We start from the raw sequence: 19,079 nt of genomic DNA, 5'->3' as shown, positions 1-19,079 counted from the left end.
TCCGCCACGCCGAAGATCGAGTTCGGGCCGTTAACCTCCGCGCCGTCGGGCAGACTCGAAGGAAGCCCGAAGCAAACCTCCCGGAAACCGGAAAGAGGGTGGACCGCGTGGACCGCTGCATCGTCCTGGTGGACGCCGGGTACCTGCTCGGGGCTGCCGCCAGTCTCCTCGCCGGGGAGCCTTCGCGATCCCGGATCACCGTCGACCACGCCGCCCTCATCCAGGGTTTGCGCGAGCGCGCCGAGTCCGACACGGAGCGACCCCTGCTGCGCATCTACTGGTTCGACGGCGCCCCCGACCGCGTACCGCAGCCGGAGCACCGCAGGCTGCGCGTGATGCCGCGGGTGACGGTGCGCCTGGGCGCGCTGACCCGTAGCGACGGACGGTGGGCGCAGAAGGGCGTCGACGCCGCGATGCACGCCGAGCTCACCGAGCTGGCCCGCAATCGCGCCTGCTCCGACGTGGTCCTGGTGACCGGCGACGGGGATCTGCTGCCGGGCATGATGGCCGCCAAGGAGCACGGGGTCGCCGTACACCTGTGGGCCGTGCAGGCCGCCGACGGCGACTACAACCAGTCCGAGGACCTGGTCGCCGAGGCCGACGAACGTCGTGTGCTCGACCGGACCTGGATCACCAAGGCCGTGCGTGCCAAGGAATTCGGCGGGATCTGCGCGCCGTCGCCCGCGCCGCGCCCCGAGATCGCCGCGATCCTCTCCGCGCCGTTGCCCGACTCGGCGCTCGGTGCCGCCGCCGAGCGGCCTGCCCCGGAGGCGGAGCACGGCCAGGCGGCCGACTCGCAGAACGGCAGCGAGGAGCGGGTGCCCGCGTCCAAGGGCGTGCCGACGCCGAAGGACCTGGCCGCACTGCGCGCGCCCGGCACGCACACCGCCCAGCAGCCCGCGAGCGCGACCCTGCGGTGGTCGTCGGACAAGGGATGGATCGACCGGCCGGGCGGTGCCACCGAGCCCGCGGACGCCGCCGCGCTGCCGACGCTCGCCCAGCTCACCTCCGCCGAGCAGCGGTGGGCGGACCGCGAGGAGGACATCACCACGGTCGGCGGCGATCCCTACGAGGTGGGGCAGGTCTTCGCCCGCCGCTGGATGGGGCGGCTGACGGACCAGAGTCATCTGCAGAAGCTGTCCACGATGTACCCGCGGGTACCGCATCGCGTGGACGGGGAGCTGCTGCGCTACGCGGCACGCTTCGGGCTGCTCGCGCACAAGGACGATCAGATCGACGAACACGACCGGTACGCGATCCGGGCGGGCTTCTGGCGCGAGATCGACGTACGGACGGCGGCGGAACACGCCCCTGCCGGGGAATGAGCCGGAGTCCTGGGCTTGCGTTTGCGTCCGGGTGCGCTGGTGGCGGGGGTGCGGCGCGGTCCCGGATCGCCGGCGGCGGGGGCGGGGCGAGGCCCCGGGCGTATATCGGGGCATCGGACCCCGTAGGCTCGTCCTTCGTGAGTACGCGCACGGCACAGACAGCCCACAACGGGCACGGGGGCGATGTCGTGTGCGCGGTGCGCTCCCTGACCAAGACCTATCCGGCCGTGCGTGGACGCCGCGGCGCCCCCGGTACGCCCGAGGTACGGGCCACCGACGGGGTACGTCTGGACATCCGGCGCGGTGAGATCTTCGGGCTGCTCGGGCCGAACGGCGCCGGGAAGTCCACCCTCGTACGGCAGCTGACCGGGCTCATGCGCCCCGACAGCGGCAGTGTCGAGATCCTCGGGCACGACATCGTGCGCCACCCCGAGCGGGCGGCGCGGATCCTCGCGTACCTCGGGCAGGAGTCCACCGCCCTCGACGAGCTGACCGTGTCGCTCGCCGCGGAGACGACCGGGCGGCTGCGCGGCCTGGAGATCCGCGAGGCGCGGGCCGAGCGGGACGCGGTCCTCGACGAACTCGGCCTCACCCCGCTCGCCGCCCGGCCCCTGAAGAAGCTGTCCGGCGGGCAGCGGCGGCTCGCCTGCCTCGCCGCCGCGCTGGTCGGAAGGCGGCCGCTGCTCGTCCTCGACGAGCCCACCACCGGCATGGACCCGGTGGCCCGGCGCGCCGTCTGGGCGGCGATCGATCGGCGCCGGTCCGAGGACGGCGCGACCGTACTGCTGGTCACCCACAACGTCATCGAGGCGGAGACGGTCCTCGACCGGGTCGCCGTCCTCGACCGGGGCCGCGTCATCGCCTGCGACACCCCGGCCGGGCTGAAGGAACAGGTCGCCGGCGAGGTGCGGGTCGACCTCGTGTGGCGCGAGAGGGCTCCGCTCGACGTGCCCGAGGTCGCCGCGCTGCGTCCCCGAGCCGTGGAGTCGGGCCGCCGCTGGACCCTGCGGCTCGCCCCGGAGGAGGCCCGCGCGGTCGTCGCCACGGTCACCGGAGGCGCCGCCTTCGTCGCCCTGGACGACTTCACGCTGGCCACGCCGAGCCTCGAGGACGTCTATCTGGCGCTCGGGGGCAATACCCAGGGGCTGGTGAAGGCGTGAGTGTGCGGCGCGTGGGATCCGTACGGATGTGTGTGCGGAGGGGGAGGGGCGTCGTGGGCGCTGGGAACTGGACGGCTGCCGGAGCGAAGAGGAGCAGCTCGACGTGAGTGTCGTACCCGCTGAGGTGCTGCCGGGCAGTGCGCTGTCCCTGGCGGAGGATGTCGGCGACGCGGTGGAACTCGCGCCGCGGGCGCGGCTGTGGCCCTCGCTCGCCGCCGTGTACCGGGCGCAGCTCTCCCGGGCGCGCGTCGCGCGGATCCCGCTGCTGTTCGTGGCCACCTTCCAGTCCGTCGGCATCATGATCATGATGCGGGGCGTGGTGGACGGCGGGGCCGAGGCGCGGGCCGTGGTGGCCGGGGCGTCGGTCCTGGTGGTCGCCTTCGTCGCGCTCAACCTCCTCGCGCAGTACTTCGGACAGTTGCGGGCCAGCGGTGGGCTCGACCACTACGCGACGCTGCCGGTGCCGCCGGCCGCGGTCGTGCTGGGCGCCGCGGGCGCGTACGCGTCCTTCACCGTGCCCGGGACCATCGCCACCGCCGTCTTCGGCTGTGTGCTCTTCGGGCTGCCGGTGGCCCACCTGTGGGTGCTTGCCGCGGTGATCCCGCTCGCGGGGGCCGCGCTCGCCGGGCTGGGGGCGGCGTTCGGGCTGCTCGCGCCGCGGCCCGAGCTCGCCACGCTGCTGGGGCAGCTGGGCATGTCGGCGGCGCTGCTGCTGGGGGTGCTGCCGGCGGACCGGATGCCGACGGTCGTGCAGTACGGGCGTGATCTGCTGCCCTCGACCTATGGCGTCGAGGCCTTCGCGCGGACCTTCGGCGACCATCCCGACTGGGCGCTCGTTCTGGGTGACCTCGCCGTCTGCGCGGGCGTCGGGGCGGCCTCGCTGGCCGTGGCGACCTGGGCGTACCGCCGGGCGGCCGTCCGGTGACGCGACTGACAGCCGGGCCTGGCACGATGTCAGGGTGACCGCACCGCTGACTCCGCCTCCGCCGCCGCATGAACAGCCCTCCGACAGCGCCAACGCCTGGCAGGCTCCGCCCGCCGGTGGTGTCGGCGTCGCGGGGATCGCCGGGTACGAACAGGACGGTCCCGGGATGAAGACCGAAGTGCGCGAGGCCGCCGTGATCACGGTGGCGGTGGCGGTCGCGGGGGCGCTGCTGGGTGTGCTGTGGTGGTGGCTGGCGCCGCATGTGCCGCTGGTCGCGGACGACAGCGCGGTGTATCTGAAGGACACCGAGGGCGAGCAGGCCATCGGGGTCGACGGAACGTTCACGCTGCTCGCGCTCGCGTTCGGGGCGGTCAGTGCGGTGGTGGTGTATCTGATGCGGCGGCGTGGGGGCGTGCCGTTGGTCGTCGCGCTTGCCGTGGGGGGCGTGCTCGGGTCGGTGCTCGCCTGGCGGGTCGGGATATGGCTCGGGCCCACGCAGGACGTGGTCGCCCACGCCAAGGCGGTGGGGGAAGGGGTTACCTTCTCGGCGCCGTTGAAGCTGGGGGCGAAGGGGGCGTTGTTGGCGTGGTCCCTGGCGGGGCTGGTGGTTCATCTCGGGTTGACCGCGTTGTTCGGGCCCCGGGATCCGGATCCTTACGCGAGTCCGTACGCGGCGCCTCCGGCGGGGTAGGCGGGGGCCAGGGGAGCCCTGGGGGCTCCGCCTCCAGACCCCCGCCAGGGGGCGCTGCGCCCCCTGGCGCCCCGCCAGGTGTCTCAGCCGCTGGGGGCGACGAGGGGGCGCAGGAACACGGTGTCAGGCCGGTCGGCGGCCGTGGTTCGAGCGGCCCTTCTTGATGCGCCACTTGCGTTTGCGTGTTTTCTTCGACATGCCCTTCGTGCTTAACCGAAGGCGGGGCATCCGTCGAGGGGTCACGCACGGGCGACGGGGGCGCGGACCGCTTCCGTGAGGTTGGCGAGGTCGTCCGGGGCGAGTTCCACCTCGAGGCCGCGGCGGCCCGCCGAGACGCAGATCGTGGCGTGGGCGGCGGCCGACGCGTCCAGCACGGTGGGGAGCTTCTTGCGCTGGCCCAGGGGGGAGATGCCGCCGCGGACGTAGCCCGTGGTGCGTTCGGCGGCCGCCGGGTCCGCCATCGCCGCGCGTTTGCCGCCCACCGCCGTGGCCAGGGCCTTCAGGTCGAGCGAACCCGCGACGGGGACCACGGCGACCACCAGGGAGCCGTCCACGTCCGCCACCAGGGTCTTGAAGACCCGGTCGGGGGACACGCCCATCGCCTCGGCGGCCTCGTCGCCGTAGGAGGGGTGCGCGGGGTCGTGCTCGTAGGCGTGAACGGTGTACGTGACGGCTGCCGCGGTCAGGGCCACCGTCGCCGGCGTGCCCCCGGGCTGCTGCTTCTTCGACTTCTTCGCCATCTGCCTTCTCGAATGCGTCAGTTGAGACTCGTCGGGCCGCGTGTCAGGTCCGATGCCGGAAGCGACGGCAGATTGCGGATGATCGCGGTCTCGGTGCGCAGCAGTTTCAGTTCCTCGCGGAGGCGGGAGGCCGTGTCGGGGACCTGGAGCAGCTGTTGCTTCGCGGGGATGTCGAGCATCACGGCGGCGGCGACGAGGTAGGAGACGACGGCCGGGTCGTCCGGCAGTTCGGCGCCGGTGGACAGCGAGCGCTCACGGGCGCCCGCGAGCCGCTTCTGGTACTGGCGGAAGGCCCGCAGCACCCCTTCGGCGAGCGCACCGGCCTCCTCGCCCGGCTCCTCGGGCAGCTCCTCCAGCTCGGCGGTGAGGAACGCGCCCGAGGCGTCCACGGACAGCAGCCGTACGCGTGTGGTGCCCGTCGCCAGTATTTCGAAGCTGCCGTCGGCGCGCTCCCGGATGGTCGCCGCGTCCGCGATGCAGCCCACCTCGTGGAAGGCGGCCAGCGGGTCGTCGCCGAAACCGGCCGCGGGCCCGCGCTGCGGCACGGCCGTCTGGTCCGGCAGACCGGGTGCGCTGGGTGCGACCTCATGGCCGTCGCGGATGGCGACGACGGCGAACCGGCGCGGTTCGTCCTCTGGGATCTTCAGCAGATCGCGCATCATGGCGCGGTAGCGCTCCTCGAAGATGTTCAGAGGAAGCACGAGCCCCGGGAACAGAACCGTGTTCAGGGGGAAGAGCGGGAGCCGGACGGTGGTCACGACGCGAAAGCCTAATGGTCGCCGGAGCGGGCGCGTCCGTCGTGCTCACTCCGTGGATGCAGGGGGGTGTTCGCAGCGACCTCCAGACGGACGCCGTCGCGCAGCTCGAGGAACTGGCCCAGCGGGTCGTCGGAGACCCGGTCCCAGGGGAACGAGGTCGCGTAGGGGCCGATGAGGCGGAGCTGTTCCAGGGCGTCCGTCCAGCGCTTCAGCCTGATCAGGACGTAGGTGAGGAGGTTGCGGACCTCCGCGGGCCAGGGGTCGGCGGCCGGATACGTCGCGGAGACCGCGATCGCGAGGTCGGCCGCCGCGTCGAGCCGCTCGCGCAGGACCACCGCACCGCCGCCCTCGGTGAGATACGCGAACGCCGCGCGTACCGGCAGCGCCTGCACCAGGGAGCCCGGCAGCGCGTCCTGGGCGGCCCGCTCGGCGAAGTCGAAGCACTCGCGGTGGGAGCCGTACCAGGCGGCCGACAGGTACTTCAGGGCGGCCACGTGGCAGCCGTAGTGGTGCGGGGAGCGGCGTACCGCCTCGCCCCACAGCTTCTCGAACTCGGTGTGCCCGGCGTTGGTGCCGCGGGCGTGGTCGAGCGCGATCCGCCAGGGCACCGGGTCGCGCGGGTCGCCCTCGGCGGCGGCGCCGATCAGCGGGCCGACCTGGCCCAGCAGCTCGGCGCGGGCGGGCGACCGCCACCAGCGGCGTACCGCCAGCTCGGCCTTGACCAGCAGGGCGTCCGGGTCGTGCGGGGACTCCTCCTGCCACAGCTGGAGCCACTCGTCGCGGGTACGCGCGAAGGCCGCGAGGCGCATCACGTACCGGTCGCGGTTCTCCCACTCGGCGGCCTCGCGCGTGGTGGCGAGCAGCTTGGCCGCGGCGCCGTAGTCGCCGCGGCTCGCCGCGACGAGGGCCGGCCCGAGCCGCTCGTCGGGGGCGTCCAGCAGTACCTCGTCGTCGGTGGGCAGTCCGGCGGCGAGGCGCGAGGAGTTCCTGGCCATCCGGGCCGTACGGATGAGCGCGCTCAGCAGTGCCATGGTGTCGCCATTGAAAACCGCAGGTCGGAGCTGTGCCAGGGGGTGTGTGGTGACGCTTCTGTAACCATCAATTGGTTGTACGTTAAACAGTCAAGGGTAAGTAAAAAAGTGAGCGTTGTTCTGCTCTTGCGGGCTGTAAGTGAAACAGACCGGGCCCTGTGCTCAGCTTCGGCGCAGCATCCGTGTCGCCCCCGCCGCCACCGTCGTCGCCAGGATCCAGCCCAGCAGGATCACCACCGCGGACAGCCACTGCCAGCCGCCGTTCAGCTGCCAGAAGCCCACCTGGCCGAGGTCGATCACCGGCAGCAGCAGGTCCAGGGCGAACAGCGAGGCGTTCCACGGCGGATGCTCGCCGTCCTTGATCGGCGGATGGCTGGAGTGCGCGAACGCGACCGACGTCGCCGCCCAGAGCACCGCCATCCACAGTGCGGCCCGCCCCGGCCGGTATCCGTAGGCGACCGTCCAGTCCTGTGCGTACCCCCACAGCTTGGCCGCGAGCGGCAGGGTCTCGCGGCGGCGGCGCTGCTTGGCGAGCAGCACCTCGCGCGCGTCCTCGTCCTCGCCGGAGTTGCGCAGCACCGTGGCCAGGCGTTCGTACGGTTCCGGGTTGTACTCGGCGGTCGCCGCCGCCACCCACTCCAGGCGCCGGGTCAGCGGGAACGCGCCCTGCGGCACGAGGTTCTCGTAGCCGAAGCCGCCCATGTGGAGGCGGCCCGGGCCCGGCCAGCTGTCCGCCCGGTCGACCAGATTGACGATCCGCGCGCCGGACAGCACGACCTTGCCGCGCTCGGGATGCTCCCCGAGGAAGCGCAGCTCCGGCGTCTGGACCCGCAGCAGCGACAGCTCGTGGTCGTCGTCGAAGGTGAAGCGGGCCCGCTCGAAGTCGACCGCGTCCCCGAACCGGCCGTCGTCGAGCCGGATCCCGCCCTGGCACTCGAACCGCTGCACCAGCGTGCCGTGGGCCGGAGTCGTGCCGCTGGTCAGCAGCGGATTACCGACAGCCGCGGGGGTCATGTACATCGTGCGGTTGACGGTCAGCTGGGGGGCGTTCAGGGCGAGGCGGGTGTACGGATTGCTCAGCTTGCTGCCACGCAGGCTGAGCGAGACGCCGATGGTGGCGCCGCGCAGGCTCAGCTCGCCGTGCGACTCCAGCATCTCGGCCTGGAGATCCTGGCCGACGGTCATGCCGTCGCCGGTGAGCGAACGCCCGCGTCGGTCCCGGTAGACCACGGCCTGGTTGAGCAGCAGATCCGTGCCGATGTGCGCGTCGGTCAGCCGTACGCCGTTGTGGAAGCGGCAGCGCGGCAGATGCAGATCGCCCTCGGTGTGCACGCGGGCCGCCTCCAGGCGCGGCACCGAGCAGTTGACCAGGCGTGCGGTCGTGAAGCGGGCCTCCGGAAGCAGGATCTCCTTCTCGAACCGGCAGCCCTTCATCTCGATGTACGGCACCACGGTGCCGCCCGCGAGGTCGAGGACGTCGGTGATCTGTACGCCGGTCAGCTTCAGGGAGGCGACCCGGCCCTGGAGAGCGGGCGGGCCGTCGAGCAGCAGCCAGGCCACGATCCGTGCCCGGACGCTGCGCTCGGGTCCCCAGGGATGGCCGCCGTGCGGATCGTCGACCGTCATGTCCCCGCTGCGCAGGTCGTACACACTGCCGTCGCGGAAGGCCTGCCACATCCCGGCCTCGGTGGCGGTCAATTCGTCCGGCAGGTCCCCGCCGTGGATGCCGGCACCCTCGGTCACGGCACTTCCCTTCCTCCCCAGCTACTCACGGGTTTCATACAACCGTTCATGCCCGCTGTGTGACGGGCCGAACGCTACTGGTGAGGGGGATCTTCCGGGGAATCGAAGGTGGCTTGTATCAGCCATTGATACAGGCGTCCGGCGCCTTATCGCGGTCTGAGAGAATTGGGTCTGTGATCTCCCGAATCGATCTGCGCGGCGACGCCCTCCCCGAGGGCTACGCCCTGCGTGACCTGCTGCCCCGAGCCGACTTCGACGTGTCTGCCGCCCTGGAGAAGGTGCGTCCGATCTGCGAGGCCGTGCATCATCGTGGGGACGCGGCGCTGATCGACTACGCGGAGAAGTTCGACGGCGTACGGCTGGAGTCCGTACGGGTCCCGGTCCAGGCCGTCAAGGACGCCCTGGAGCAGCTCGACCCGGTCGTGCGCGCGGCCCTGGAGGAATCCATCCGCCGCGCCCGCCTGGTCCACCGTGCCCAGCGTCGCACCACGCACACCACCCAGGTCGTTCCGGGCGGCTCGGTCACCGAGAAGTGGGTGCCGGTCGAGCGCGTGGGCCTGTACGCGCCGGGCGGACGCTCCGTGTACCCGTCGTCCGTGATCATGAACGCGGTCCCGGCGCAGGAGGCCGGAGTCGCCTCCATGGCCCTGGCCTCCCCGCCGCAGAAGGAGTTCGACGGCCTTCCGCACCCGACGATCCTCGCCGCCTGCGCCCTCCTCGGCATCGACGAGGTGTACGCGGTCGGCGGAGCCCAGGCCGTCGCGATGTTCGCGCACGGCACCGAGTCCTGTGCCCCGGCCAACATGGTCACGGGCCCCGGCAACATCTGGGTCGCCGCCGCCAAGCGCTACTTCACCGGCAAGATCGGCATCGACGCGGAGGCCGGTCCCACCGAGATCGCGATCCTCGCCGACGAGACCGCCGACCCGGTGCACGTCGCCGCCGACCTGATCAGCCAGGCCGAGCACGACCCACTGGCCGCCGCCGTCCTCGTCACGGACTCCCCTCGACTCGCGGATGCCGTCGAGAAGGAGCTGGAGCCGCAGGTCGGGGCCACCAAGCACATCGAGGACCGGATCGTCCCGGCGCTGAACGGCAGGCAGTCCGCGATCGTGCTGGTCGAAGGCGTGGACGACGGGCTGCGCGTGGTCGACGCGTACGGCGCCGAGCACCTGGAGATCCAGACGGCGGACGCGGCCGCGGTGGCCGACCGGGTGAAGAACGCGGGCGCGATCTTCGTCGGCCCCTGGGCGCCCGTATCGCTGGGCGACTACGCGGCGGGCTCCAACCACGTCCTGCCCACCGGCGGCTGCGCCTGCCACTCCTCGGGCCTGTCCGTCCAGTCCTTCCTGCGCGGCATCCACATCGTCGACTACACGAAGGACGCGCTCGCCGACGTGGCACATCACGTGGTGACGCTGGCGGAGGCGGAGGACCTGCCGGCCCACGGCGCGGCGATCAAGGCAAGGTTCGGTTGGAAGGTGCCCACCAAGTGACCATCGGAATCGATGATCTTCCCGTACGGGACGAGCTGCGCGGCAAGTCCCCCTACGGCGCGCCCCAACTCGACGTCCCCGTACGCCTGAACACCAACGAGAACCCGTACCCGCTGCCCGAACCCCTCGTCGAGCGGATCGCCGAGCGCGTGCGCGTGGCCGCCCGCAACCTCAACCGCTACCCCGACCGGGACGCGGTCGAGCTGCGCACGGAGCTGGCCACGTACCTGACGCGGACCGGCAAGCACCGGGTCGGCCTTGAGAACGTCTGGGCGGCGAACGGCTCGAACGAGGTCATCCAGCAGCTGCTGCAGACCTTCGGTGGCCCCGGCCGTAAGGCGATCGGCTTCGAGCCGTCGTACTCGATGCACGCGCTCATCGCGCGCGGCACCGGGACCGGCTGGATCTCCGGCCCCCGCAACGAGGACTTCACGATCGACCTCGTCGCCGCCGAGCAGGCCATCGCCGAGAACCGGCCGGACGTCGTCTTCATCACCACCCCCAACAACCCCACGGGCAACGCGGTGCCGCCCGAGACGGTCCTCGCGCTGTACGAGGCCGCGCAGGCCGCCAAGCCCTCCATGGTGATCGTCGACGAGGCCTACATCGAGTTCAGCCACGGCGACTCGCTGCTGCCGCTGCTCGAAGGTCGGCCGAATCTCGTCGTTTCGCGGACCATGTCCAAGGCCTTCGGCGCGGCGGGACTGCGCCTCGGCTATCTCGCCGCGCACCCGGCGGTCGTGGACGCCGTCCAGCTCGTACGGCTGCCGTACCACCTGTCGGCCGTCACCCAGGCGACCGCGCTGGCCGCCCTGGAGCACACCGACACGCTGCTCGGGTACGTGGAGCAGCTGAAGGCCGAGCGGGACCGGCTGGTCACCGAACTGCGCGCGATCGGCTACGAGGTCACCGCGTCCGACGCGAACTTCGTCCAGTTCGGGCGATTCGAAGGCAGCGAGGGCTCGCACGAGGCCTGGCAGAAGATCCTCGACCGGGGTGTCCTGGTCCGGGACAACGGCGTACCGGGGTGGCTGCGGGTCAGCGCCGGAACTCCCGCCGAGAACGACGCGTTCCTCGACGCGGTACGTGAACTGAAGAAGGAGCAGAGCGCATGAGCCGCGATGGGCGTGTCGGAAGAGTCGAGCGGAGAACCAAGGAGACCTCGGTCCTCGTCGAGATCGATCTCGACGGGTCCGGCAAGGTCGATGTGGCTACGGGCGTCGGCTTCTACGACCACATGCTCGACCAGCTCGGCCGGCACGGTCTGTTCGACCTGACCGTGAAGACCGAGGGTGACCTGCACATCGACTCGCACCACACCATCGAGGACACCGCCCTCGCGCTGGGCGCCGCCTTCAAGCAGGCGCTCGGCGACAAGGTGGGGATCTACCGCTTCGGCAACTGCACGGTCCCGCTGGACGAGTCACTCGCCCAGGTGACGGTGGACCTGAGCGGCCGCCCGTACCTCGTGCACACCGAGCCCGAGAACATGGCGCCGATGATCGGCGAGTACGACACGACGATGACCCGGCACATCCTGGAGTCCTTCGTCGCCCAGGCCCAGATCGCGCTGCACGTGCACGTGCCCTACGGGCGCAACGCGCACCACATCGTGGAGTGCCAGTTCAAGGCCCTGGCCCGGGCGCTGCGCTACGCCTCCGAGCACGACCCGCGCGCCGCCGGGATCCTCCCCTCCACGAAGGGCGCATTGTGAGCGACGCACGCGCGGCCGCCGGGCCGCAGACGAGGACGATGGCCGCACCTCTGCGCCGCGCGGGCGGAGAAGCGAACGGAGGGACACTGTGACCGGCCTGTCTAGCATCCTGATCATCGTCGGACTCTTCCTCCTCGGCGGCATCTACTCCTTCGTCAAGCAGAAGATGCCCATGAGCCTCATCGTGCTGCTCTCGTTCGGCGCGACGATGTGCCTCGTCGCGGGCGTCATGAGGCTGGAGGTGTGGAATTGAGCACCCCCAAAAAGGTGGTCGTCTTCGACTACGGCTTCGGGAACGTGCGTTCCGCCGAGCGCGCCCTCGCGCGCACGGGTGCCGAGGTCGAGATCACGCGCGACTTCGACACGGCGATGAACGCGGACGGGCTGCTGGTCCCGGGCGTCGGCGCCTTCGCCGCCTGCATGCAGGGGCTCAAGGACGCCCGCGGTGACTGGATCATCGGCCGTCGGCTCTCGGGCGGCCGTCCCGTCATGGGCATCTGCGTCGGCATGCAGATCCTGTTCGCGCGCGGCATCGAGCACGGCGTGGAGACCGAGGGCATGGACGAGTGGCCCGGCAGCGTCGAGCCGCTCCAGGCCGACATCGTGCCCCACATGGGCTGGAACACGGTCGAGGCCCCGGCCGGCTCGCAGCTCTTCGCGGGGCTCGAAGCCGACGCGCGCTTCTACTTCGTCCACTCCTACGCCGTCCACGACTGGTCCCTGGAAGTCGCGAACCCGGCGCTGCGCGCACCCCTGGTGACCTGGTCGACGCACGGCAAGCCCTTCGTAGCGGCCGTCGAGAACGGCGCACTGTGGGCCACGCAGTTCCACCCCGAGAAGTCCGGCGACGCCGGAGCCCAGCTCCTCACCAACTGGATCGGAACACTGTGAGCAAGCTCGAACTCCTTCCCGCCGTCGACGTCCGCGACGGCCAGGCCGTGCGCCTCGTGCACGGCGAGTCCGGGACGGAAACTTCTTACGGCTCCCCCCTCGAGGCCGCCCTCGCCTGGCAGGGCGCGGGCGCCGAGTGGCTGCACCTCGTCGACCTGGACGCCGCGTTCGGCACCGGCGACAACCGCGCGCTGATCGCCGAGGTCGCAGGGGCGATGGACATCAAGGTCGAGCTGTCCGGCGGCATCCGCGACGACGAGACGCTGGCCGCCGCGCTCGCCACCGGCTGCACCCGGGTGAACCTGGGCACCGCCGCTCTGGAGACCCCCGAGTGGGTCGCCAAGGTCATCGCCGAGCACGGCGACAAGATCGCGGTCGGTCTCGACGTACGCGGCACGACGCTGCGCGGTCGCGGCTGGACCCGCGACGGCGGCGACCTCTACGAGACGCTGGAGCGCCTCAACTCCGAGGGCTGCACGCGGTATGTGGTGACGGACATCGCGAAGGACGGCACGCTGCAGGGCCCGAACCTGGAGCTGCTGCGCAATGTATGCGCCGCGACGGACCGCCCGGTGGTGGCCTCCGGCGGTGTGTCCTCCCTGGACGACCTGCGTGCCATCGCCGAGCTGGTGCCCCTCGGCGTCGAGGGCTCCATCGTCGGAAAGGCCCTGTACGCGAAGGCGTTCACGCTGGAAGAGGCCCTGGAGGCGGTAGCCAAGTGAGCGATGTACGACGCGTCTCGACCGGCGCGCCCTGGGAGGATGCCTTCGGCTATTCCCGCGCGGTGGAGCTGCCCAACGGCCTGGTGCTGGTGGCCGGCTGCACCTCCGTGATCGACGGAGCGATCGTCGGCGGCGACCCGTACGAGCAGGCGGTGAACTCCTTCAACGTCGCGTTCGCGGCCCTGAAGGAACTCGGCCTCGGCCGCGACGACGTGGTCCGTACGCGCATGTACATCACCCACGCCCGGGATGTGGAGGACGTCGGCCGCGCCCACAAGGAGCTGTTCGACACCGTCCGCCCCGCCGCGTCCATGATCATCGTCTCCGGCTTCGTGGACCCGCGTCTGGTCGTCGAGGTCGAGGTGGAGGCGTACCGAGAGGCACCGCAGTCATGACCCTCGCCGTCCGAGTCATCCCCTGCCTGGACGTGGACAACGGCCGGGTCGTCAAGGGCGTCAACTTCCAGAACCTGCGCGACGCGGGCGACCCCGTCGAGATGGCCAAGGTGTACGACGCCGAGGGCGCCGACGAGTTGACGTTCCTGGACATCACCGCGTCCTCCGGCAACCGCGAGACCACGTACGACGTGGTGCGGCGCACCGCCGAGCAGGTCTTCATCCCGCTGACCGTGGGCGGCGGCGTACGCACCGCCGAGGACGTCGACAAGCTGCTGCGGGCCGGCGCCGACAAGGTCGGTGTCAACACGGCGGCCATCGCCCGTCCCGAGCTGATCCGCGAGATCGCCGAGCGGTTCGGGCGGCAGGTGCTGGTGCTGTCGGTGGACGCGCGCCGGACCGAGAGCGGGTCCTTCGAGGTCACCACCCACGGCGGGCGCAAGGGCACCGGCATCGACGCCGTCGAGTGGGCCCATCGGGCCGCCGAGCTGGGCGCGGGCGAGATCCTGCTCAACTCCATGGACGCGGACGGCACGAAGGACGGCTACGACATCGAGATGATCGAGGCCGTACGCAAGCACGTGACCGTGCCGCTGATCGCCAGCGGCGGCGCGGGGCGGCTCGCCGACTTCCCGCCCGCCGTCGCCGCGGGCGCGGACGCCGTGCTCGCCGCGTCCGTCTTCCACTTCGGGGATCTGCGGATCGGCCAGGTGAAGGAGACGCTGCGGGGCGCGGGGCATCCCGTGCGCTGACGCCATACGGCTGTGAGCCCCGGTCACCTGGTGGCCGGGGCCCGGCTTTGACGAGATGGGAAAGAAAAGTTGCGCAACTTATATTGCGCAACTTTCCTTTCGTATCTAGCCTGGGGTGCATGACGGCCAAGGGGAACCACCCCATCACGGACATCGGGACGCTCAAGGCGCTCGCCCACCCGCTGCGGATGAAGCTGTACCGAGCGCTGTGCGTGGCGCGCGTGGCCACCGCCTCGCAGCTCGCCGACCAGGTCGACGAGGCCGTTTCCCTGGTCAGCTACCACCTGCGCAAGCTCGCCGAGCACGGGCTGATCGAGGAGGCGCAGCCGCAGAGCGGCGACGGCCGGGAGCGCTGGTGGCAGCCGTCATCGGAGGGCGTCAGCATCAAGGACAAGGACTTCCGGGACGCGCCCGAGAGGGCAGCGGCACACCTGGCGGCCACCCGCCTCTTCCACGAGCAGCGCAGCGACATGTACCGGCGCTACCTCGACGAACGTCTCCTCTGGGGCCCGGAGTGGAACTCCGCCGCCCCCGACAACGAGTCCCTGCTGCGCCTGACCCCCGCCGAACTGACCGAGCTCGGCAAGGAGTTGCTCGCCCTTGCCAAGAAGTACGACGAGATGGGCCGCGCCGCCGAGGCCACCGGCGACACCGAAGGGCGCGAGAACGTCGCGCTGCACGTGTACGGCTTCCCCTTCCGCCCCTGAGAGGACGCGTCCCGTGACCGCGACCGTCATACCCCCGGCCCCGCAGCCCGTGGCGGACACACCCGCCCACCGAGACGGCAACGTCCTGCGCTGGCTCGGCGCCTACACCTCGTCGATGATCGGCGACAACGTCTACTACATCGCGTTGTCCTGGGCCGCAGTGCAGGCCGGAACACCCTCGCAGGCCGGAATGGTCATGGCCGTGAGCGCCGTGCCGCGGGCCCTGCTGATGCTGGGCGGGGGCGTGGTCGCCGACCGCTTCGGGCCGCGCAAGGTCGTCATCGGCAGCGACGCCGTGCGCTGCGCGGCCGTCCTCGCGGCGGCCGCGCTGCTGTTCGCGGCCAGTCCGGGGCTGTGGCTGCTGGCCTTGCTCGCCGTCGTCTTCGGCATCGTCGACGCCGTCTTCATGCCCGCCGTGGGCGCCCTCCCGGCCCGCGTCACCGGCCGTAGCCAGCTCGCCCGCGTCCAGGGCATGCGGGGCCTCGCGATCCGCTTCGCCAACGTGGTGGGCGCCCCGCTCGGCGGCCTCGGCGTGGCGCTCGGCGGCGCGGCGGCGGCCTTCGGCCTCGCGGGGATGCTGATCGCCGTGTCGGTGCCGTTGCTGATCTCCGTACGGATGAAGGAACTGCCCGCCGCCGCCGCCGACGACGACGCCGTCGGCGACTCCCGCGGCGAGGTCGCTGAGCGCACTCCTTGGCGGGACCTCCGGGACGGGCTGCGCTACATCCGCCGTCACCCCGTCCTCGCCCCGCTCATCGCCGCCATCGCCCTCGGCGACCTCGGGTTCGTCGGGCCGCTCAACGTGGGCCTGACGCTGCTGGCCGACCGGCGCGGCTGGGGCGCCTCCGGCATGGGCTGGGTGCTCGCCGGGTTCGGGATCGGGGCGGGGACCGCCGCGCTGCTGCTGACCGTGCGCGGCCGGCTGCCGCACGCCGGACGCGTGGCCGCCGTCGCGATCCTGACGGGCTCGGTCGCGATCGGCGCCCTCGCCTACGTACCGAGTGTCGCCGCGGCCGTCGGTGTCGCCCTCCTCGTCGGGCTGCTCGCCGGGCTCAGCGGAGCCCTGTGCGGCGCCCTGCTGCAGACCCAGGCGGACCCCGCCTACCTGGGCCGGGTCAGCGCCGTCGCCGGCCTTGTCAGCCTCGGCCTCGCCCCGCTGAGCATGCCGCTGACCGCCGCCGCCATCGGCTGGTGGGGCACCGGCCCGGTCTTCGTCACCAGCGCCGCGGTCTGCGGCCTCGGCGGGGTCCTCGTGCTGTGCTTCCGCGACCTGCGCCGCGCCGAACTGCCCCGTTGAGAAGGCCGCTCAGAGCCCGAGCTGCTTCGTCTCGTGCAGCTTCGCGATCGCGTCCTTGTCGCCCGCCAGCTCGACATCGGCCACCTGCTGCCGGCCATAGGCGAACATCAGCAGCTCCGAGGGCTCGCCGGTCGCCGTCACGACCGGTGTGCCCTTGTGCGCGACCACCGTCTGGCCGTCCGGGCGGCGCAGCACCAGGCCGGTCGGGGCGCCACGACCGGTCAGACGGGCCGAGCGCTCCAACAGGGACCACAGGGCGTTCTGGAAGACCGGATCCAGCTCGCGCGGCGTCCAGTCCGGCTGCGCGCGCCGTACGTCCTCGGTGTGGACGTAGAACTCGATCGTGTTCGACGCCTCGTCGATCTGCTTCAGCGAGAACGGCGAGAAGCGCGGCGGCCCCGTACGGATCAGCAGGATCAGCTCCTCGTACGGCTTCTCGGCGAACTCCGTCTGCACCCGCTCCAGACGCGGCGCGAGCTGCTTGATCAGAATCCCGCCCGCGGCGTCCGCGCGGCGCTCGCGCACCACCACGTGCGCGGCGAGGTCACGGGTGTTCCAGCCCTCGCAGAGGGTGGGGGCCTCAGGCCCCAGCGCCTCCAACAGGTCGGCGAGGAGAAGTCGTTCACGCTTCGCATGGGTCGACATGTCAGCAAGCCTACGACCGCTCCCGGACTCAGCCCACCCGTCTCCCGGCCACCGCCCCTCACCGAGGCGCTTCGCGCCGCCCCTCATATCTCAGAGGACATCGGCGGGCAGGGGGCGCGGTCCGGCCTGTGGACAACCGCCGGGCGCGTCCTTGCGGCGCGGCACAATGGTCCGCATGACCAGCACGCCCCCGCCCAGCAGGCCCACCGGCCTTGACCCCGAGATCGCCGCACGCCTCAAGCGCAGCGCCGACGGGCTCGTCCCCGCCATCGCCCAGCAGTACGACACCGGTGAGGTGCTGATGCTCGGCTGGATGGATGACGAGGCGCTGCATCGCACCCTCACCACGGGCCGCTGCACCTACTGGTCCCGCAGCCGCCAGGAGTACTGGGTGAAGGGCGACACCTCCGGCCACTTCCAGCACGTGAAGTCCGTCGCCCTCGACTGCGACGCCGACACCGTCCTCGTCAAGGTCGACCAGGTCGGCGCCGCCTGCCACACCGGTGCCCGCACCTGTTTCGACGCCGACGTCCTGCTCAAGGACGCCGATTCGGGCGTACCGCCGCTGGGTCAGTAAGGTCAGCCGCCATGGACCTCGAGACGTTCCGCAAGCTGGCCACCGACCGCCGCGTGATCCCCGTCAGCCGCAAGCTCCTCGCGGACGGCGACACGCCGGTCGCGCTGTACCGCAAGCTGGCCGGCGAGCGCCCCGGCACCTTCCTCCTGGAATCCGCCGAGAACGGCCGCGCGTCCTTTTCGTGGTCTCGCTACTCCTTCGTGGGTGTCCGCTCGTCCGCGACGCTCACCGAACGCGACGGACAGGCCCACTGGCTCGGCACACCGCCCGTCGGCGTCCCCGTCGACGGCGACCCGCTCGCCGCCCTGCGCGCCACCATCGAGGCGCTGCACACGCCCCACGGAGAGGGCCTGCCGCCGTTCACCGGCGGCATGGTCGGCTATCTCGGCTACGACATCGTGCGCCGCCTGGAGAAGATCGGCCCCGGCGAGCGGGACGACCTGAAGCTGCCCGAGCTGACCATGCTGCTCACCAGCGACCTGGCCGTCATGGACCACTGGGACGGCTCCGTCCAGTTGATCGCCAACGCGATCAACCACAACGACCTCGACACGGGCGTCGACGAGGCCTACGCCGACGCCGTCGCCCGCCTCGACGCCATGGAGGCCGACCTCTCGCGCGCCGTCTCGCAGCCGCCCGCCGCGCTCCCCCCGTCCGAGCTCCCCGAGTACACGGCCCTGTGGGGCGGACCGGACTTCCGGGAGGCCGTCGAGGACGTCAAGGAGCGCATCCGGGCAGGCGAGGCCTTCCAGGTCGTCCCCTCCCAGCGCTTCGAGACGCCGTGCACGGCAAGCGCGCTGGACGTCTACCGGGTCCTCAGGGCGACCAACCCCTCCCCGTACATGTACCTCTTCCGCTTCGAGGGCTTCGACGTCGTCGGCTCCTCCCCGGAGGCCCTGGTCAAGGTCGAGGACGGGCAGGCGATGGTGCACCCCATCGCGGGCACCCGGCCGCGCGGCGCCACCGTCCAGGAGGACCAGGCCCTCGCCGACGAACTCATCGCCGACCCCAAGGAGCGCGCCGAGCACCTGATGCTCGTCGACCTGGGACGCAACGACCTCGGACGGGTCTGCGAGCCGGGCTCCGTCGAGGTCGTCGACTTCATGTCCATCGAGCGGTACTCGCACGTGATGCACATCGTGTCGACCGTGACCGGACGGGTCGCGGCGGGCCGTACGGCCTTCGACGTGCTGACGGCCTGCTTCCCGGCCGGCACCCTCTCCGGGGCCCCCAAGCCGCGCGCGATGCAGATCATCGACGAACTCGAGCCGTCCAGGCGCGGACTGTACGGCGGCTGCGTGGGCTATCTGGACTTCGCGGGCGACTCCGACACCGCCATCGCCATCCGTACGGCCCTGCTGCGCGACGGCACCGCGTACGTCCAGGCCGGCGCCGGAATCGTCGCCGACTCCGACCCCGTCGCCGAGGACCACGAGTGCCGCAACAAGGCGGCGGCGGTGCTGCGCGCGGTGCACACGGCGAACCGGCTCGGGCAATAGGACGAGGCTCA

Annotated in this window: 21 protein-coding genes; 16 read left to right on the top strand and 5 right to left on the bottom strand. The window is 71.6% G+C overall.

The genetic code is table 11. The features are described from left to right. Nucleotides 1-107: 107 nt before the first annotated feature. The 4 genes from AB0D57_RS04275 to AB0D57_RS04260 all read left to right on the top strand — a co-directional run bounded on the left by AB0D57_RS04275 (nt 108) and on the right by AB0D57_RS04260 (nt 4,101). On the top strand, nt 108-1,325 hold the full coding sequence (locus tag AB0D57_RS04275; protein ID WP_362066811.1) for an NYN domain-containing protein: 1,218 nt from the start codon (nt 108-110) through the stop codon (nt 1,323-1,325). 188 nt (nt 1,326-1,513) lie between these two features. Continuing rightward, entirely contained in the window at nt 1,514-2,485 is a 972-nt protein-coding gene (locus AB0D57_RS04270; protein WP_362067061.1) for an ABC transporter ATP-binding protein, read from the top strand. A gap of 103 nt (nt 2,486-2,588) precedes the next feature. Further along, a complete protein-coding gene (locus tag AB0D57_RS04265) occupies nt 2,589-3,410 on the top strand; it encodes an ABC transporter permease (protein ID WP_362066809.1) in 822 nt (273 codons plus the stop codon). A gap of 34 nt (nt 3,411-3,444) precedes the next feature. Further along, complete coding sequence (locus AB0D57_RS04260) at nt 3,445-4,101, top strand: AAA family ATPase (RefSeq protein WP_362066807.1); 657 nt, start codon at nt 3,445-3,447, stop codon at nt 4,099-4,101. A gap of 239 nt (nt 4,102-4,340) precedes the next feature. Here AB0D57_RS04260 and ybaK read toward each other — a convergent pair whose 3' ends face one another. The 4 genes from ybaK to AB0D57_RS04240 all read right to left on the bottom strand — a co-directional run bounded on the left by ybaK (nt 4,341) and on the right by AB0D57_RS04240 (nt 8,373). Next, nucleotides 4,341-4,841, bottom strand: coding sequence for a Cys-tRNA(Pro) deacylase (gene ybaK / locus AB0D57_RS04255; protein WP_362066804.1), 501 nt, complete (start codon nt 4,839-4,841; stop codon nt 4,341-4,343). A gap of 17 nt (nt 4,842-4,858) precedes the next feature. Beyond that, a complete protein-coding gene (locus AB0D57_RS04250) occupies nt 4,859-5,599 on the bottom strand; it encodes an LON peptidase substrate-binding domain-containing protein (RefSeq protein ID WP_362066802.1) in 741 nt (246 codons plus the stop codon). A gap of 11 nt (nt 5,600-5,610) precedes the next feature. After that, nucleotides 5,611-6,630, bottom strand: coding sequence for a hypothetical protein (locus AB0D57_RS04245; RefSeq protein ID WP_362066800.1), 1,020 nt, complete (start codon nt 6,628-6,630; stop codon nt 5,611-5,613). Between the two features lie 162 nt (nt 6,631-6,792). Continuing rightward, nucleotides 6,793-8,373: an oxidoreductase gene (locus AB0D57_RS04240; protein ID WP_362066798.1), complete on the bottom strand. Its 1,581-nt coding sequence runs from the start codon at nt 8,371-8,373 to the stop codon at nt 6,793-6,795. Nucleotides 8,374-8,546: 173 nt separating this feature from the next. Here AB0D57_RS04240 and hisD point away from each other — a divergent pair, with 173 nt between their 5' ends. The 10 genes from hisD to AB0D57_RS04190 all read left to right on the top strand — a co-directional run bounded on the left by hisD (nt 8,547) and on the right by AB0D57_RS04190 (nt 16,347). Beyond that, complete coding sequence (hisD, locus tag AB0D57_RS04235; protein WP_362066796.1) at nt 8,547-9,869, top strand: histidinol dehydrogenase; 1,323 nt, start codon at nt 8,547-8,549, stop codon at nt 9,867-9,869. Further along, nucleotides 9,866-10,984 carry a histidinol-phosphate transaminase gene (locus AB0D57_RS04230; RefSeq protein ID WP_362066793.1) on the top strand — a complete coding sequence of 373 codons (1,119 nt, stop codon included), beginning with the start codon at nt 9,866-9,868 and terminating at the stop codon, nt 10,982-10,984. Before hisD ends, AB0D57_RS04230 begins: the two co-directional genes overlap by 4 nt. Then, nucleotides 10,981-11,583 carry an imidazoleglycerol-phosphate dehydratase HisB gene (hisB, locus tag AB0D57_RS04225; protein WP_362066791.1) on the top strand — a complete coding sequence of 201 codons (603 nt, stop codon included), beginning with the start codon at nt 10,981-10,983 and terminating at the stop codon, nt 11,581-11,583. Before AB0D57_RS04230 ends, hisB begins: the two co-directional genes overlap by 4 nt. Before the next feature lie 88 nt (nt 11,584-11,671). Then, a complete protein-coding gene (locus tag AB0D57_RS04220) occupies nt 11,672-11,836 on the top strand; it encodes a hypothetical protein (RefSeq protein WP_362066789.1) in 165 nt (54 codons plus the stop codon). Continuing rightward, on the top strand, nt 11,827-12,474 hold the full coding sequence (hisH, locus tag AB0D57_RS04215; protein WP_362066787.1) for an imidazole glycerol phosphate synthase subunit HisH: 648 nt from the start codon (nt 11,827-11,829) through the stop codon (nt 12,472-12,474). Before AB0D57_RS04220 ends, hisH begins: the two co-directional genes overlap by 10 nt. Further along, complete coding sequence (gene priA, locus AB0D57_RS04210) at nt 12,471-13,196, top strand: bifunctional 1-(5-phosphoribosyl)-5-((5-phosphoribosylamino)methylideneamino)imidazole-4-carboxamide isomerase/phosphoribosylanthranilate isomerase PriA (protein WP_362066785.1); 726 nt, start codon at nt 12,471-12,473, stop codon at nt 13,194-13,196. Before hisH ends, priA begins: the two co-directional genes overlap by 4 nt. Continuing rightward, nucleotides 13,193-13,591, top strand: coding sequence for a RidA family protein (locus tag AB0D57_RS04205; protein ID WP_362066783.1), 399 nt, complete (start codon nt 13,193-13,195; stop codon nt 13,589-13,591). The genes priA and AB0D57_RS04205 overlap by 4 nt, the downstream gene beginning before the upstream one ends. Further along, complete coding sequence (gene hisF / locus AB0D57_RS04200) at nt 13,588-14,343, top strand: imidazole glycerol phosphate synthase subunit HisF (protein ID WP_362066781.1); 756 nt, start codon at nt 13,588-13,590, stop codon at nt 14,341-14,343. Before AB0D57_RS04205 ends, hisF begins: the two co-directional genes overlap by 4 nt. 119 nt (nt 14,344-14,462) lie before the next feature. Then, entirely contained in the window at nt 14,463-15,050 is a 588-nt protein-coding gene (locus AB0D57_RS04195) for a helix-turn-helix domain-containing protein (RefSeq protein ID WP_362066779.1), read from the top strand. Between the two features lie 13 nt (nt 15,051-15,063). Further along, a complete protein-coding gene (locus AB0D57_RS04190) occupies nt 15,064-16,347 on the top strand; it encodes an MFS transporter (RefSeq protein ID WP_362066777.1) in 1,284 nt (427 codons plus the stop codon). Between the two features lie 9 nt (nt 16,348-16,356). Here the strand turns inward: AB0D57_RS04190 and AB0D57_RS04185 are convergent, their stop codons facing one another. Further along, nucleotides 16,357-16,992 (bottom strand): TIGR03085 family metal-binding protein, encoded by a 636-nt coding sequence (locus AB0D57_RS04185; protein ID WP_362066774.1) that lies wholly within the window; start codon nt 16,990-16,992, stop codon nt 16,357-16,359. Nucleotides 16,993-17,167: 175 nt separating this feature from the next. On the opposite strand from AB0D57_RS04185, the gene hisI reads away from it, so the two are divergent. Together hisI and AB0D57_RS04175 are read left to right on the top strand one after the other, a co-directional pair. Then, nucleotides 17,168-17,569, top strand: coding sequence for a phosphoribosyl-AMP cyclohydrolase (gene hisI, locus AB0D57_RS04180; RefSeq protein ID WP_362066772.1), 402 nt, complete (start codon nt 17,168-17,170; stop codon nt 17,567-17,569). 11 nt (nt 17,570-17,580) lie between these two features. Continuing rightward, nucleotides 17,581-19,068: an anthranilate synthase component I gene (locus tag AB0D57_RS04175; protein WP_362066770.1), complete on the top strand. Its 1,488-nt coding sequence runs from the start codon at nt 17,581-17,583 to the stop codon at nt 19,066-19,068. Nucleotides 19,069-19,079: the final 11 nt, after the last annotated feature.

This window comes from Streptomyces sp. NPDC048275 (genome assembly GCF_040652275.1).
GTDB lineage: Bacteria > Actinomycetota > Actinomycetes > Streptomycetales > Streptomycetaceae > Streptomyces.
This window is presented reverse-complemented; position numbering and strand designations above follow the sequence as displayed.